Here is a 16,805-nt window from a genome sequence, read left to right on the forward strand (position 1 = left end):
CTTTAAAAAGTATATAATCTGGCTAGGAGGCATTCTGCTAATTGCTAAAAGCTAAGTGAACAATGACGTTTGAATTAACCAAGGAATACGTAGAGCACATTCAGGAACTGATTGAAAAAGAGGATTCGGCTTCCATTAGAACGGAAACAGAAAGCCTTTTTCCGGCAGATATAACCGGCCTTTTGTCAGAGCTGGAAACGGAAAGTGCCAAATTCCTGATCACGCGGCTGGATGTGGAGCGCGGGGCTGAGATCCTCGCGGATATGGAACCCAATGAGCGCCGCGACTTTCTGAAAGCGTTCACGTCGGAGGAAATCTCTCATTTCGTCAATCTTTTTGATTCTGATGATGCGGTGGATTTGTTGAATGAGCAGCCTATCCGCGTCCGAGAAGAAGTCATTGCTTTGCTGGAAGACCGCGAACAAGCGCGATTTATTCTGGACCTGCTGCATTATGACGAAGATGTGGCGGGCGGTTTGATGCAGAAAGAGTTGGTGAAAGCCAATGTCAACTGGACTGTAAATCAATGCATTGAGGAACTCCGGCAGCAGGCCGAGGACGTAGGCAAAGTGTATGCTGTGTATGTGGTCGATGATTTTGGCAAACTACTTGGCATTCTCTCACTTAAAAAAATTGTCCTCGCCCATAAAAATACACGCATTGAAAGCCTTTATGACAAGGATGTTATTTTCGTAGAAACATATCGTCCGGCGGAAGAAGTTGCAGAATTGATGCAACGCTATGACCTTGACGCACTGCCTGTTGTGAATGTGCAGGGAAAACTTCTAGGCCGTATCACCATTGATGACGTTATTGACGTGATCACAGAACAAGCCAGTTCCGATACATTGGCTATGGCGGGGATCACGGGCGATGTGGAAGAAGATGACACGATATGGCAGCAAACCAAGGCGCGTCTTCCGTGGCTTTTGGTGGGCATGATGGGCGGGATTTTAGCGGCGAAATTTATCAGTTTTTTTGAGGGAGATTTGAAAATTATCCCTGCTATGGCTGCATTTATTCCGATTATTGGGTCAACTGGCGGAAACGTGGGCATCCAGACTTCCTCTATTATTTTGCAAAGTCTGGCTGACAAAACGGGTTTAGACACGACCGTTGGTCAGCGATTGATCAGGATGTTTGCGGTCGCTTTCATCAATGGCATTATCATCAGCACGATCGTTTTTGGATTTAATCTCCTGATTGGCAATGACGTACAACTGGCGCTGGTTGTTTCGGCAGCATTAATGTCAGTCGTTTTCCTGGCTTCCTTTATGGGAACTATGACGCCGATTTTGTTGGAAAAAATTGGCATTAATCCCGCAGTTGCATCAGGACCATTCATTACTACTGCTAATGATTTGATCGGTTACGGCGTATATTTCGGACTGGCACATTTGCTATTAAATCTCTAATAATCAGTGCTAATCCCTCGTTGGCTGCAACGGCGCCCGCTCATTTAACATTCACTCAAACTGATCGGAATGTTGACGGCTAGCCCGCCTTCGGAAGTTTCTTTATAGCGATTATTCATATCCAGCGCCGTTTCCCACATGGTATGCACAACATTGTCCAGTGAAACCTTTGCATTCTCAGGATTACTTTGCAAGGCCAGCTGACAAGCCGTGATCGCCTTGATCGCTCCCATCGTATTTCGCTCGATACAGGGAATTTGCACCAAACCTCCCACCGGGTCACAGGTAAGTCCTAAATGGTGCTCCATGGCAATTTCAGCAGCCATCAGACATTGCTCTACCGTCCCACCCGACACCTGCGCCAGCCCAGCCGCCGCCATGGCGGAGGAAACGCCAATTTCAGCCTGACAACCGCCCATAGCAGCAGAAAGCGTCGCTCCTTTTTTGAAAATGCTGCCAATTTCACCGGCTGTAAGCAAAAATCTGAACACATCTTCATCCGTGCCCCCGCCAAACGCGAGGTGAAACTGGATAACCGCCGGGATCACACCAGCAGAACCATTCGTAGGCGCCGTAACCACGCGGCTATATGATGCATTCTCTTCATTAACCGCCAATGCAAAGCAGCTTACCCAATCCAATGTATATTTAAAACCAGCACCACTGGTTCTGATCGCGTCCATCCAGTCATCGCACCCCACGCAAACAAGGTCATTCAAAAGTTTTTTATTTAATGATGCCGCTCGCCGCTGCACATGAAGGCCGCCGGGCAGAACACCATTCGTTTGGCAACCATGAAAAATACTTTGCTGCATCACGTGCCAAATGTTCATCAGATCACGCCTGACATGGGTTTCGTCCTTCCAAACTTTTTCGTTTTCCAAAACAATTTCCCAGATCGGCTTACCCGAATCGTTGTGCCATTTAAGCAAGTCCGCCGCCTGGTCGACCGGATAAGGAAGGTCGACGCACGCCTTCGATTCATCTTCCGCTTTACCTTCCTGAATGACAAAACCGCCGCCGACCGAGTAGTAAGTTTCCTCGATTAAACCCGCCGATTCACAGTTTGCAATGAATGTAAGGCCATTGGGATGGAAAGGAAGTGTTTCGTTCTTATGGAAGATAATGTTTTCTTTTGGAGTAAAAACAACCCGCATGTCGCCGGGGAGCATGATGCATTCTTTTGAGGCAATTTCAGCCAAAATCTCGTCAATGTTCTCTGTTTTGACCGTAACCGGGTCATAGCCGCTTAAACCCAGAATAACCGCGATATCCGTACCGTGGCCTTTTCCTGTTTTCGCCAGCGAACCATAAAGATGAATGTTAACCGCCCGCACCCGATCCAGCCCGCAGCGCACCTGAACAGCCGCCAAAAACTGCTGCGCCGCCCTCCACGGACCAAGCGTATGAGAACTGGAAGGCCCAATCCCAATCTTAAAAATATCAAAAACAGATATGCGTTCTTCTTTCATTGGCAATTGAACTTGGCTCGGTAAAGTTAGTGAGAGTTTTTGATGTTTTGGAAACCTGGAAATTCTGGGGTTACCTTTATAGCAAATGAATAATAATTAATTTTTTAATATGATTGCAGTAATCCAGCGCGTGAGCAGTGCGTCTGTTACCATTGAGGGAAAAATTGAGGGGGAGATACAAAATGGTTTTTTAGTACTTTTAGGCGTTACGCATCTTGATAGTCAGGAGGACGTGGAATGGTTGGGCAGAAAGATTGTCGGGCTGCGGGTTTTTGGTGATAGTGATGATAAAATGAATTTGGACCTTAAATCAGTGGACGGAGACATTCTATTGATCAGCCAATTTACGCTTCATGCGAGCACGAAAAAAGGAAACAGACCATCTTTTATCGAAGCAGCCAGACCCGAAGTTGCCATTCCGCTTTACGAAAAGATGATCCACTTTCTGGAAGCAGAATTGGAAAAACCGATCCAACGCGGGATCTTCGGGGCCGATATGAAAGTAGCATTACTGAATGACGGCCCGGTAACCATTATAATTGATTCAAAAAACAGGATCTAAGATTTCTGCGTCAGCCCCCGCTCATTCACTCATTCACTCATTCACTAATTCACTAATTCACTAATTCAAAACCCACTCATTCAAAACTAAACCCATGACTATCCAAGAAGCACAATCCCAAGTAGATGACTGGATCAAAACCTACGGCGTACGATACTTTTCTGAACTGACCAATATGGCGATCCTTACTGAGGAAGTGGGGGAACTTGCCAGGATTATGGCCAGGACTTATGGTGACCAGTCCTTCAAAAAATCAGATCTGGGTAAAGACCTGGGCGATGAAATGGCGGATGTAATGTGGGTGCTGATCTGCCTAGCAAATCAAACCGGCGTTAACCTGACCGAGGCTTTTGAGAAGAATATGGCGAAGAAAACAGAACGGGATAAAGACAGGCACAAGGATAACGCGAAATTGAAATAAACAAAAAGAGAGCCCGGGTGACCAGGCTCTCTTCGTTTATCGTGCAATGTTGAAATTACATATCAAGCAATAATCTCATTGGATCTTCCAAAAGTTGCTTCACGCGAACAAGGAAGCTTACGGAATCTTTGCCATCAATCGTGCGGTGGTCATATGAAAGCGCCACATACATAATCGGGCGGATAACGATCTGACCGTCAACGACAACTGCGCGCTCAACAATGTTGTGCATCCCTAAGATCGCAGATTGCGGTGCATTAATGATCGGTGTTGATAGCATTGAACCGAATGTTCCTCCATTTGTGATTGTAAACGTACCACCAGACATTTCATCCAGCCCGAGTTTCCCGTCACGTGCACGCACTGCCAGGCGAACGATTTCCTTCTCCACAGCTGCGAACGATAATGTTTCAGCATTACGTATAACAGGAACAACTAACCCGCGAGGCGTTGAAACCGCTACGGAAATATCTGCATAATCATTATAAACCAGCTCTTCACCATCCATATAAGCATTGATAACCGGGAAGTCTTTCAACGCAACCGTTACCGCTTTTACAAAGAATGACATAAAGCCTAAACCTACTTCATGCTTTTCCTTGAACTTATCTTTGAATTTCGAACGCACGTCCATTACCGGCTTCATATCCACCTCATTGAAAGTGGTAAGCATGGCCGTTTCGTTTTTCACAGCCACCAAACGGCGCGCAATGGTTTTACGCAATGACGACATTTTCTCACGACGCTGACTTCTCGCTCCGGCTGGGGCCGGGGCTGCTTGCGTTGCTGGTTTGGCTGGTGCTGGCTGTGAAGCAGGAGCCGATTCAGCCGGTTTGCTACCCGCTTTCAAAGCATCATCCTTCATAATCCGTCCGCCAGATCCTGAACCGTTAACATCTTTCGGATCAATTCCTTTTTCGGCCAAAATCTTCGCAGCAACCGGGGAGGCATGTTTTTCGCTGTATGCTTTGTCTGCTCCGGCTGTTTCAGCGGCAGGTGCAGATGTCTGAGGCGCTTGTTGAGGCGCAGCAGCCCCTGCTCCTTGCTCAATGGTGCAAATGATTGCTCCGATTGACAACGTTTCACCTTCTTTTCCAACAATCCGCAATGTTCCAGCTGCTTCTGCCGGCAATTCGAATGTTGCTTTATCGGATTCCAGCTCGCAAAGGATCTCGTCAACTTCTACGTGATCACCATCTTTTTTGCTCCAGGAAGCAATGGTAACCTCAGTTATCGACTCTCCTACTGCGGGAACTTTCATCTCATATGCTTTTCCACCACCGGCTGGCGCAGCGCCTGTAGATGCAGATTGGGCAGGCGCAACGGCCGCAGGTTCAGCGGCTTTATCTTCAATCTTATCGGCAGCTGGTTCCTCTGCAGCTGACGCGGCTGGCGCAGCAGCATTCGAAGCAGCGGCAGCTTCCTGCTTGGGAGCCGGCGCTTTCGATGCACCGTTTGCGGCTGAATCGATGGTTGCAATCAGGTCACCAATGTTCAGCGTATCGCCTTCCTGCGCTTTGATGTGCAGGACGCCTTCTGCTTCCGCTGTTAATTCAAATGTCGCTTTATCCGAATCAAGTCCACAAATGACCTCATCCATCTTCACAAAATCGCCATCATTTTTGAACCAGTTTCCTATTGTAACCTCTGTAATGGACTCGCCAACGGGCGGTACTTTTATCTCAATTTCAGCCATTTTATGTGCAATCTTGTTATCGAACTAAGTGTCTAAATTTATAGGAATATCATTCAAAAGCTCTGCTAATAATCTCCGCCTGCTCTTTTGCGTGGATTTTTGAGAATCCTGTCGAAGGCGAAGCACTGGATTCGCGGGCGATCACCTGAAGCGGTTTTGCGCCTTTATACATTCTTAACATGAATGTCCAGCCACCCATATTGAAAGGTTCTTCCTGTACCCAATATACTTTTGCATTTGGATATTGAGCCAAATGCGCATCAATCTGGTTTTGCGGGAACGGGTGCATTTGTTCAAGACGGATGATGGCAATATCTTCACGCTTATCTGCCTGCTGCTTCTCGTAAAGCTCATAATATAGCTTTCCTGTGCATAGCAACACTTTTTTGACCTTTTTAGGATCTGCAAAACTATCGCCTATCGTCTCCTGGAACGAACCATTTACAAGGCTGTCGATCGGCGAAACGCATAAGGGATGTCTCAGCATTGATTTTGGCGACATCACCACCAATGGCTTGCGGAACGGAAATTTCAATTGTCTTCGCAGCAAGTGGAAGAAGTTCGCAGGCGTGGTAACATTGGCGACGATCAGGTTATAATTCGCGGAAAGTTGCAAATAACGCTCAGGACGAGCATTTGAATGCTCTGGCCCCTGACCTTCGTAACCGTGTGGCAGCAACATAACCAAACCTGTCCAGCGATCCCATTTGGTTTCACTTGATGTAACAAACTGGTCGATAATCACCTGCGTGCCGTTGGCGAAATCACCAAACTGTGCTTCCCAGATTACCAACGCATTTGGGTTTGCCATGGAATAACCAAATTCAAAACCCAAAACGCCGTATTCCGAAAGCAGCGAGTTGTAGATCATAAACCTGCCCTGATCTTCCTGAATGTGTTCCAGGTTGCTATAAGGTGCGTTGGTTTCGACATCTCTCAGGACTGCATGACGGTGCGAGAATGTTCCACGCTGGACATCCTGGCCACTTAATCGCACAATATTTCCTTCGGTAAGGATAGAACCATAAGCTAGCAATTCTGCTGTTGCCCAGTTCACTTCCTTTTTATCAAAAATCATTTGCTCACGATCTTTGAGCAATTTATCGATCTGTTTCAACCGGCTGAAATTCTCAGGCGTGCTGATAAGCGCCTTGCCAATTTTTTCCAATGTTTCCAAAGGAACGCCTGTTTCAGGAGATTTTTCAAAATCCTCGGGCTTGGATTTGCGCAAAGTATGCCATTCCTGTTCCAGTTTGGGCAATGTATAGGGCAACGCTTTTTGCTTCACCATATCTAAACGCTCCTGCAATAGCTGCTTGAACTCTTTGTCCATATTAGCGGCCAGCTGCGCGTCTACGTCACCACGGTCCGCAAGGGTTTTTTGGTAAATTTCCCTTGGATTCTGGTGTTTCTCAATGGATTTATAAAGAACTGGCTGCGTAAATTTCGGCTCGTCCGCCTCATTGTGGCCATGACGACGATAGCAAACCATATCAATAAAAATATCCTTATTAAATGTCTGGCGATATTCAACAGCAAGTCGCATACAGAACACAACTGCCTCAGGATCATCACCATTCACGTGCAATACGGGCGCATCAACGATCTTGGCAATGTCGGTGCAATAAATGCTTGATCTTGCGTCGATAAAGTCTGTTGTAAAACCTACCTGGTTGTTGATCACAAAGTGAATAGTTCCACCTGTGTAATAACCATTCAGCGCAGACATCTGCGTTACTTCGTAAACAATTCCCTGGCCTGCAACCGCTGCATCACCGTGAATCAAGACCGGCAGAACGCGGTCGTAATCACTGTCATACATGCCATCGGCACGGGCGCGAATGTAACCTTCTACAACCGGGTTAACGGCTTCAAGGTGAGATGGGTTTGGTGCCAGTTTCAAATGTACTTTTTCACCATTCTTGGTTGTGATCTGGCTTGCAAAACCCATGTGATATTTCACATCACCGTCGCCCCAAACCTGGTCGGGCAAGTTGCCTTCGAATTCGTTGAAGATCTGTCCGTAGGTTTTTTGCATTACGTTGGCAAGCACATTCAGACGGCCGCGGTGTGCCATCCCGATCATTACTTCCACAACGCCCATTTCTGCGGCTTTGTTGATCATAGCGTCCAATGCAGGAATAGTAGTTTCGCCACCTTCCAGAGAAAAACGCTTTTGACCTAAATATTTTGTGTGAAGAAAATTTTCAAAAACAACCGCCTCGTTCAATTTGGAAAGAATATGTTTTTTCTCATCAATCGAGAAACTCATGTTCAATGCTTCCTTTTCAATTTTCTTACGCAACCAGCTTTTTTGCTCGCGGTCGCGGATGTATAAATATTCGAAACCAATGTTTCTTGTATAAATCGTAGTCAGGGAATCAACAATTTCCCGTAATGTTGCCGGCCTGCCGAAAACCTCCACACCAGCCTCAAAAACCGAATCAAGATCCTCTTTACCGAGATTGAAATCAGCTATATCAAGCTGTGGCTGACGGTCCCTGCGCTTCTGGATCGGGTTTGTAGTGGCCAATAAGTGACCTCTTGACCGGAAACCGCGGATCAGGTGAACCACTTCCATTTCCTTACGGATACGGGCTGGATCTGCCTTCGAAATCGTCGTTGCTTCTTTACCGTTGGCAGCGCCATTTGCGTGGCCGTTGCCGTTAACAGGATACTTTTGTGAGAAGTCAAAGCCTTCAAAAAATTTCTGCCAGCCTTCGTCTACTGAAGCTGGATTCTGCTTATAGGAATTGTACAATTCCTCTATGTAAGCGCCGTCGGAATTTGCTATATATGTGTATTTATCCATCACAAAAGTGAGTATTTCATTTACCGCACAAAGGTACGAGAGTTATTAAAACATTACGAATAAATTCTCCTTTTAACTTAGGCCAAAAACGATCTCTGACGTTTCAGCCGCACTAATATTTCTGGAATCCGTTAGGACTTGGTACAAATTTCAGCATCAGTTCATGAATGCCTTTGGGGCCGGAATAGGAGGCGTAAATTTGCTCAGCTTGTCTTGTGCTGTAAAAATATCCCAGCCTGATGTTCTTCCCCGCCTGCACTTCTGCCGAAACCTGCAAGTAATCGACCTTCGCAGAAAACGATTTGTAGCCTCCGCCTGCCCGATATGAAGCACCCACGCCTACTTTTTCATTAAACCAAAACCGGCTGCCGAAATCAAAACGCAATTCGTGGTCCTTTTCCTGGACAAACAAAATGTGTGGCAATAGCATGATATCATCATTCAATTCATAACTGCCGCCAGCCATTATATATAAGGGACGACGGTAAACGCTGGTTATTGCCTGATTGCCGAAATTCTGTGTTAATAGTTCGGGTTTTGACAGTCCAAAATACAGACGATCGGAGCGCAGCCACGCCCCGAGCCCAAAACTTCCCAGCACCGTATTATTTCTCGGGGAAGTCAAATCCACGACCGGAAGCACATTAATGCCGCCTTGTGCGCCAAGCCCCAGTTTCCACTCATCTGAAACTGCCAGATGATATGCAAATGATCCGGAAAAACCTGTTGTCGTGAAAAAGCTCGTCTGATCATTCAATGCCATAAAACCTATACCAAACTTTCCATTGGCAACAGTTCCGTCTGCAGTGAATGTCTGACTGGAAGGTGAATTTTGAATGTTAAACCATTTTCTGCGAAACATGGCCGTCATATTGAATGTCTCTCTGACGCCTGTAAAGCCCGGATTGATGGTCATCGGACTTTGCACATATTGTTCGTAAAGGACTTCTCTTTGGGCAAAAACAGTTTGAGAGCTCGCGAAAAAGAATAGGAGAAGGAAGAAGTTTACTTTGATCAAGAAGTGATGTGTGTTCATGAGAATGGATTGAAATAAGTCAATTTATTAAACTAAAAATGGCAAGAGAGGTTATCCCTTGCCACCATTAAGAACCAGAAATTTTTAATTTATACTGATCTTCTACTTAAAAATCATAACCCAATGTTACGTAAGGAACGGCTTTGTTTGTGTAACCATTGTCCACACCCCAGGCGTAATCAAATTTGGCATAGAAGCCAAACAAAGTGGTCCTAGCACCTACTCCATAGCCCATTAAGTAAGGATTTTTGAAGTTGGTGACCGTTGCCCGGAACGGATCGTCCTCGGTTCCAATAATTTGTGTATTCAAACTGTTGTTTTCGCTGAATGGCCCTTTACCTGTCCAGGCAGTTCCAATATCGCCAAAACCAACGATCTGGAAGTTGCGCAGGAAGCTCGAAGTGATGGCGCCGCGATATAAATATTTCACCAAAGGAATTCGTAATTCCGCATTCAGCAACATATAACTTGTTCCCGACAAACGGTTCAGCTTAAAGCCGCGTAAGTTGGTTGCGAAGTCGGCGAAGAATATGTCGCGGTTGTCTTTCTGGAAATCAAGCGGATTATCTCCCGTGCGCGTTTCTTTTTTATTGCCGAGCCAGTTCTCCATTCCACCCAGAATGTTCTGCTTGGGGGCCTTACCACCGGAATGACTCGCCGAAGCACGGACCGCCAGGATCAGATCACGGTGGATTTTTTGGTAATGACGAAAATCGAGGCTTATGCGGTTGAAACTTTCGTTTCCGTTCGTAAGACCTTGTTGCAGGTCATAACGGATCTTGAAACGAGTTCCTTCCATCATATTCATGCCATTTACCCGCGTGTTATCAAACACATATTCGCTTCTCAAACCTCCATAACTGGACGCCAGGTCAGGATTTGGCAGCAAATATACATCGATCATGCGTGTGGAGCTAAACATTGGCGAGAGCGAGAACCGGCTCGTAGTCGAGAATGGATAGGAGGCCGTGAACATCAGCTGGTTAAAGCGATATTTCTGTGGCGCCCCTTCTGAATCAATGTAAAGACTCTTTCTATCGATCCTTAACCCGAAATCAATGCGATATGTGTTGTTGTTATACTCTGCAAAGAGATCGCTGTTCCGGAAGTTCGATGAAATGAAAAGTCCAGCCTTGATGACGTGGTTTTCCAACAAATCATTCATCGAAATAGATTGCGCATATCCGAATCCTCTGATCGGGTCAATGCGCCAGTCGGAATTTGCGTCGTTGGTAATGAACAAACCTTTGTATGCGTAAGGCCCTTTGATCGCGATGTTTTCACGTGTTGCTTTCGATCTGGTCAAAGCGCTCGAAGGAGTAGGGAATGTGCCTCTTCGTTGTTTAGATTCAAATGATTTCAGGACGTCTTCGTCAAATTCGTAATTGTCCGTGTCCACTTCACCTTCTTTCAATGCGATTTTGGGGGTTTCAGCTGGTTTCGCCTGTATGGCTGAATCCGGCTTTTGGCCAACAGCGGCGCCGGCAGTCGTTGTTCCGGCTGCGGCTTCACCATTATTCAATGTTGGTGTAGAAACCGTTGCGTTAATGTCAAATGAGTTTTTGAAAGCTGCGGTGTAATATCCGTCATTCAAATAAGTGTAAGCCAATCCACCGCCCGATTTGGTGGTTATATCAGCATTTCTGATGTTTTGAATGTAGTTGGTCAGCTGCGAGTTGGTGCTGCTGGCGCGGTTGAATTTGAACAGATTACTTACGCCTTTGGCATTCGAAAGATAAACAATGTCATTTTCATCAGCATAAACAGGCAAAATCTTGGTCTTCCCATCCGTCTGAACGAGTTTCAAAAGATTATCAGACTTAGGCGTTCCATCATGCTCGAATATCGTAAATGAGCCTGAAATGGATTTGTAATTCCCCTTATCTCCCGTTCCCAATGAATCCAGCGGACGGTTCGAAGAAAAAACCACCCTGCGCGACGATCCCTGAACGAAACGCGGCGAAAGATCATCGTAAAGATCACTGGTCAGTGGCAATGCAGAAGCCCTCGCTACGCTGATCAGATAAAGGTCATTTTGTCCACCCTTATCGGCACTCACTGCAAGCATTGTCCCGTCATGCGAAACATCCATATCCACAATCTGATCCAGGCCACGAATGTTGCGTTTCAGCTTAACCTTGACCTTTTTCGTGCCCAGGTTTTCATACATGTAAAAATTCTTGCGGTCGTTTTCAGTAGCCAGGATGGACAGCACATTGTTTCTTGACCAGCCTAAAAGCGGCGGTTGTGTTTTTACCCTTCCACCAATAAAATCAAGCTTGCCCTGACGAACGATTTTCTTGCTTCCTGTTTCACTATCAAACAAATAAACCCTGTATCGGCCATTCTTGATCTCGCTAACCGCCGTAAATTTTTTATCCGGAGACACCTTAATGACCGCACTCGCGTCGGAAACGCTGAATTCGTTCAGCTTATATTTCCAGGTTGGATTGGGATCGGTGTAAAACTGCTCCGCGTTTTTATTCTGATTCAAATAATATGCTTTCCAATCACGCAGGAACCGGTTGTAAGACTGGATTCCCAAAGTGCTTGTAATGCTGGTTTGCTCGGTCCTGATAATGCGGGTGAGGTTCAGAATGTCTGAGATCTTATCTTTTCCGTAGCGCTCTGCAATGTAATTCCAAATGGAGTGACCGATCAATGTTGCGTCATTGCCAGTCATTAATGTGGGTTTGCGCACATTGCGGTTTTTGAAAAAATCACGCATATAATCATTCAATTCCGGCGACCAGCCTTCGGCAATGTAAGCGGCTGTTCCGGACATGAACCATTCAGGAAGCGTCAGAAGCAATGAACTTTGCAATGCTTCCTTCATATTTCCGCCGTAAAGCATGTCGTAAACAAACAATAGGCTGATATCTTTTACCAGCTTTTTACGGAAACCGATCTGGTCGCCCGTGTAGGCAACTTCCACGCGTGACTGGGAAAGATCCAGTTTCTGCTCGTTCAGGTTGTCCAATGTCGACAGCCCCATATTGCTTTGTTCCAATTCAGCGGGAGAATTGTAGAGAAAGATCTTTACACGGCTGTAAGGTGTCCAGCCCAGGATATCGGTGATCTTATCAAATTCACTTTCAGCATATTGCGCAGTCAGCTTTGCAAGCGCGGTTCCGCCCTGGTAATGATAGATCTCGAAATTGGTGGTTTTAAATATCTTCCAGTTGAAGGTCTTGTACTGAACCCTGTTCTTTCCAAAGGTTTCCTGAGAAGGGTAGCGCTGCGCTACTGATTCGGTAAATAATCCTAAAACCGCTAAAAGACCGACCGAAAAGGTTAACTTGTATATAAATTTTATGCTCATAGTGCTAAGGCTGACTTCAACGGAAATATAACGAAAAATACCGCTGAATATTAACTAGCGGATTCAATTCTTTCCCGTTTTCCAAATGTTGTGCGAGCTCGTTTGCGAAAAACGGCGCCAGCGTCACACCTTTCGTACCTAATCCATTGAAAATAGCGACATTATCGTAGTCGGGATGCACGCCAATCAGCGGCCTGCGGTCCCTGACCGACGGTCTGATTCCGGCCACTTCCGACCTGATCCGATACGGAATTTTGAGCAGTGTATCCAGCTTTTCTTTCAGTTCTTCGGTTGCTTCTTTTGTCGGCTCCCAATCCAGCGGATCCCAGGAATAGGTGGCTCCTACCCGACTCACTTTTTCACTTACCGGAAACATAAAAATCCCTTGGTTCACAATGTAGTTGGGCAAGGCGACTTCTGTTTCAATTTCCAGGATCTGACCCTTAACGGGCGTAAACGGAAGCCAGTTAAAGAAACCATTTTCCAAAGCTTTAAATCCCTGACATAAAACCAATTTCCCAAAAGTCTTTTCTTTCCAGACAACCGCTTCCTTAGAAACAGATAGCGCATTGACATCGAACTGCTCATCAACGAGGAGATCGTACTCTAAGAAGTAATTTCTGCTTTGCTCCAACAAAACAGGCAGGTCGATCCATCCCGATTTAATGACTTCTAAACCGCCAAAATCTGCGTGGATATAATTAGATAAATCGGCCAGATCGCCGTCTTGCTTTATGTATGAAGCGATTTTTGGATCAGCGGATTGGGCCAGATAAGTGTTTTGCTCGGCAATGGAGCGAAATGGCCTGTAAATGGGTGCCTGATGCACAATTTGTTGACCAAATATGGCTTCCAAATAAGCGTAGAAGCCTTTGGCGTAAGGAAAAAGGTCATCCGCGAGCCAGGTTTTCACCAGCTTTTTACCGGTTAACGGATTAAAAATCCCAGCCGCAACCTGTGAAGAAGAAGGCGCTCCTGAATCATTTACAATCAGGATCTTTTTACCCAAATCCAATAAATGCATGGCCAGCGAAGTGCCCGCAATACCTTGACCAACAATCAGATAGTCATAATCGTGCTGTTCCATATCAAGCTCTGCTGGCTTTTCTGCGCAGGGATAACCCGATTTGCTCGTCAGCCAGCCTCACCACCATTTCCACCTGCTCGTCCAGTGTCATCAGCGAATTATCAATATAAACAGCGTCTGCCGCTTGTCGTAGCGGACTTTCTGCACGGGTGGTGTCGATATAGTCACGCATTTTTAAGTTCTCGGCAATCTCTGCAAGCCCGATAAGCTCTCCTTTTTCAAGTAATTCAAGTTGCCTTCTTTGCGCGCGGATCAGGGGATCGGCGGTCATGAATATTTTCAATTCTGCCTGGGGAAAAACGACGGTCCCAATGTCACGGCCATCCATAACGATGCCTTTTGTCTTGCCCATGCGCTGCTGCTGAGCCACCAGTGCGTGCCTCACTTCTGCAATGGCGCTCACATCGCTCACCTTCTCCGAAACATACATCTTACGGATCTCATCTTCCACATTCAGCCCGTTGAGATACGTGTCATTACGTCCCAGCTCCGCGTGCCTGCGAAATGAAATATGGATATTATTCAGCGCCTGTTCCGTTTCTTTGGGATTTGTCAGGCCAATGTGGTTTTGTATAAAATACAGTGTAACAGCCCGGTACATTGCGCCGGTATCGATATAGGGGTAATTAAGCTGCTTTGCAACCAGTTTCGCAGTCGTGCTTTTGCCACAGCTGGAATAGCCATCAATCGCAACAATTATTTTGGGCATATGGATAAATCTTGTGTTTGCAAAAATAGAAGAAAGAATGGGCTGGCAGCCGATTTCAAGCAATTTTTTCCTCTGGTTGCAACATGATCCACTGCATATCAGGCTTCTTCCAGCAGAAAGATCACCAAACTCCGCGCTCCATGCGCTCCGATAACAAGAGATTGTTCAATATCAGCCGTTTTCGACGGGCCCGAAATGAAACATCCCCAGCCCGTCGTGTCCGCCAAACGCTCATATGCGTCGTGCATATTGTTCACGATCGCCTTTCTTGGGATTACAAATGCGAGGTTTTGGGTAATAAAAGGCAATGCGCGGTGCGGCAAATGTGCATCCGAGATCCAGACTGCGCCATTTTCAGCCACACCAAATTCCGCCTGTAATATTGCGATCTCAATCATTTCCAAAGCGTGAGGATCGGGATTATTAAGACTGAAATCTGCCCAATTGCCCAGCGCGGGAATCGTTGTCGCCCGGTTAACCACGGAGGCGTACAGCTCGCCTGCCTTTTGTGCCAGTTCCGCGTAATCTTTCACCACGATCACTTCCGTGTAGATTGCGGTTAGCGTTTCAATGAATTTATCCTCTGTATTTTCATATAAACTATCGAAACGCTTGACTTCCGGAAGCTGCGTTTCGGCGGGCTTATTCAATTTTATTTGCTGTAATATTCTTTCCCTCGAAGTCATTGTGCTATTCTTTTCGATTACGGATATACCAGTCGCGGAAACTTTCTTTGGGCGGCTCGGGCATTTCCCGCTGCTTAAACCAGGGATTCATCCCATTATTAACCATAAAAGGAACTGTCCGCATCAGCGACCGACCTAACCGGCCCGACCATTGATAAAACCTTGGCTGCGACAGCACCACCGACATTGCTTTTATGCCCAATTCCTTCGTCTGCGGCACATGACCGCCTTTTACCAGAACCTGGCGCCACTTATAAAGCTGATCATGAATGTCGATTTTAACAGGGCAAACATTGGAACAACTGCCGCATAATGTGCTTGCAAAGGGCAGATCAGCATTTTTAGTCATGTCCAAATTCGGGGCCAGAATAGACCCAATTGGCCCTGCAACTGCATTATGGTAACTGTGCCCGCCACTTCTTCGGTAAACAGGACAGGTGTTCATGCAAGCGCCGCACCGAATGCATTTCAATGAATTTCTGAAATCGGCGCGTCCAAGCTGGGTCGTGCGTCCATTGTCGACAATGATAATGTGCATTTCCTGCCCGTCACGGGGCTTCTTAAAATGGCTGCTGTAAGTTGTAATTGGCTGGCCTGTTGCGCTTCTGGCTAATAATCTCAGGAAAACGGCCAGGTCCTTTTGCGTTGGGATTATTTTTTCAAAACCCATGCAGGCAATGTGAATGTCGGCCAGGTGCGCCCCCATATCTGCGTTTCCTTCATTGGTAGAAACCACAAATCCTCCGGTTTCAGCAATTGCGAAGTTTACGCCTGTTAATGCTGCCCTTCTGGTCAGGAATTTGTCCCGCAAATGTTGCCTTGCGGCTTCTGTTAAATATTGCGGATCGGTTGCACCGGCTTCTGTTCCTAAATGTTCGTGGAAAAGATCACCGATGTCTTTCTTTTTCAGGTGGATCGCCGGAAGCACAATGTGGCTCGGCGGCTCATTCCTTAGCTGCACGATCCGTTCGCCCAAATCCGTATCGATCACTTCGATTCCGTTTTTAGACAAAAATTCGTTCATATGACATTCCTCGGTCAGCATGGATTTGCTTTTGACCATCTTGTCAATATTATTCTGCTTTAAAAGATTGAGCACAATCTCGTTGTGCTCTGCTGCGTCGGCTGCCCAGTGAACGTGGACACCGTTTTCCTTTGCCTTTTGTTCAAAAGCAATGAGCAGCTCGTCCATATGAGACAGCACATAGTTCTTAATGCCCGACGCCACTTCTCTCAATTGCTCCCATTCCGGCAACAATTTCGAAGATTTATCTCTCTTCTGACGGACAAACCAGAGCGTTTCGTCATGCCAGTCAACATAAGGCTCGTCCTTGTTGAAGGTTTCGGAAGCCACAGAATGCTCAATAATTGTCTTAGACATAGTTTCCTTAACAATTTGATAATAGTATTTTATAAAGAATAAGAATTGTACTTTTCACATTCGTTGTACTATTCAAAGTTTGCTATTTGTTTAATAAACAACTTTTTACTTATCGCAAAAAAGCTATTTTATTGTATTGCAATATCTTATACTTTTGAATCACAAAGTTATTCGATCAGGGCATCGGAGTCTGAAACAAGTTTAGT

General features: G+C 46.0%; 12 protein-coding genes. 3 read left to right on the top strand and 9 right to left on the bottom strand.

The genetic code is table 11. The annotated features are described in order from the left end of the window. The first annotated feature begins 62 nt into the window (after nucleotides 1–62). Nucleotides 63–1,415 (top strand): magnesium transporter, encoded by a 1,353-nt coding sequence (gene mgtE / locus B5X68_RS14235; protein ID WP_082215431.1) that lies wholly within the window; start codon nucleotides 63–65, stop codon nucleotides 1,413–1,415. 44 nt (nucleotides 1,416–1,459) lie between these two features. Here mgtE and B5X68_RS14240 read toward each other — a convergent pair whose 3' ends face one another. Beyond that, nucleotides 1,460–2,887, bottom strand: a complete 1,428-nt coding sequence (locus B5X68_RS14240; RefSeq protein WP_082215432.1) for an L-serine ammonia-lyase — start codon at nucleotides 2,885–2,887, stop codon at nucleotides 1,460–1,462. Nucleotides 2,888–2,996: 109 nt separating this feature from the next. On the opposite strand from B5X68_RS14240, the gene dtd reads away from it, so the two are divergent. Both dtd and B5X68_RS14250 read left to right on the top strand, forming a co-directional pair. Beyond that, entirely contained in the window at nucleotides 2,997–3,449 is a 453-nt protein-coding gene (gene dtd, locus B5X68_RS14245; protein ID WP_082215433.1) for a D-aminoacyl-tRNA deacylase, read from the top strand. Between the two features lie 94 nt (nucleotides 3,450–3,543). Further along, on the top strand, nucleotides 3,544–3,870 hold the full coding sequence (locus B5X68_RS14250) for a nucleotide pyrophosphohydrolase (protein WP_082215434.1): 327 nt from the start codon (nucleotides 3,544–3,546) through the stop codon (nucleotides 3,868–3,870). Nucleotides 3,871–3,925: 55 nt separating this feature from the next. Here B5X68_RS14250 and odhB read toward each other — a convergent pair whose 3' ends face one another. The 8 genes from odhB to B5X68_RS14290 form a co-directional block, all read right to left on the bottom strand. Next, nucleotides 3,926–5,566, bottom strand: coding sequence for a 2-oxoglutarate dehydrogenase complex dihydrolipoyllysine-residue succinyltransferase (gene odhB, locus B5X68_RS14255; RefSeq protein ID WP_082215435.1), 1,641 nt, complete (start codon nucleotides 5,564–5,566; stop codon nucleotides 3,926–3,928). A gap of 49 nt (nucleotides 5,567–5,615) precedes the next feature. Then, the gene (locus tag B5X68_RS14260) at nucleotides 5,616–8,378 is read right to left on the bottom strand and encodes a 2-oxoglutarate dehydrogenase E1 component (RefSeq protein WP_082215436.1); all 2,763 of its coding nucleotides are present in this window, start codon (nucleotides 8,376–8,378) and stop codon (nucleotides 5,616–5,618) included. A 112-nt stretch (nucleotides 8,379–8,490) separates the two neighbouring features. Continuing rightward, nucleotides 8,491–9,414: a PorP/SprF family type IX secretion system membrane protein gene (locus B5X68_RS14265; protein ID WP_082215437.1), complete on the bottom strand. Its 924-nt coding sequence runs from the start codon at nucleotides 9,412–9,414 to the stop codon at nucleotides 8,491–8,493. A gap of 106 nt (nucleotides 9,415–9,520) precedes the next feature. Next, nucleotides 9,521–12,736 carry a hypothetical protein gene (locus B5X68_RS14270; protein WP_082215438.1) on the bottom strand — a complete coding sequence of 1,072 codons (3,216 nt, stop codon included), beginning with the start codon at nucleotides 12,734–12,736 and terminating at the stop codon, nucleotides 9,521–9,523. A 16-nt stretch (nucleotides 12,737–12,752) separates the two neighbouring features. Beyond that, on the bottom strand, nucleotides 12,753–13,823 hold the full coding sequence (locus B5X68_RS14275) for an NAD(P)/FAD-dependent oxidoreductase (RefSeq protein ID WP_082215439.1): 1,071 nt from the start codon (nucleotides 13,821–13,823) through the stop codon (nucleotides 12,753–12,755). 1 nt (nucleotide 13,824) lies between these two features. Then, the gene (cmk, locus tag B5X68_RS14280; protein ID WP_082215440.1) at nucleotides 13,825–14,532 is read right to left on the bottom strand and encodes a (d)CMP kinase; all 708 of its coding nucleotides are present in this window, start codon (nucleotides 14,530–14,532) and stop codon (nucleotides 13,825–13,827) included. 98 nt (nucleotides 14,533–14,630) lie between these two features. Next, on the bottom strand, nucleotides 14,631–15,218 hold the full coding sequence (locus B5X68_RS14285; protein ID WP_082215441.1) for a LutC/YkgG family protein: 588 nt from the start codon (nucleotides 15,216–15,218) through the stop codon (nucleotides 14,631–14,633). A 4-nt stretch (nucleotides 15,219–15,222) separates the two neighbouring features. Next, nucleotides 15,223–16,599, bottom strand: a complete 1,377-nt coding sequence (locus tag B5X68_RS14290) for a lactate utilization protein B (RefSeq protein WP_082215442.1) — start codon at nucleotides 16,597–16,599, stop codon at nucleotides 15,223–15,225. Nucleotides 16,600–16,805: the final 206 nt, after the last annotated feature.

It is taken from the genome of Dyadobacter psychrophilus (assembly GCF_900167945.1).
In the GTDB taxonomy this organism is placed as follows: domain Bacteria; phylum Bacteroidota; class Bacteroidia; order Cytophagales; family Spirosomataceae; genus Dyadobacter; species Dyadobacter psychrophilus.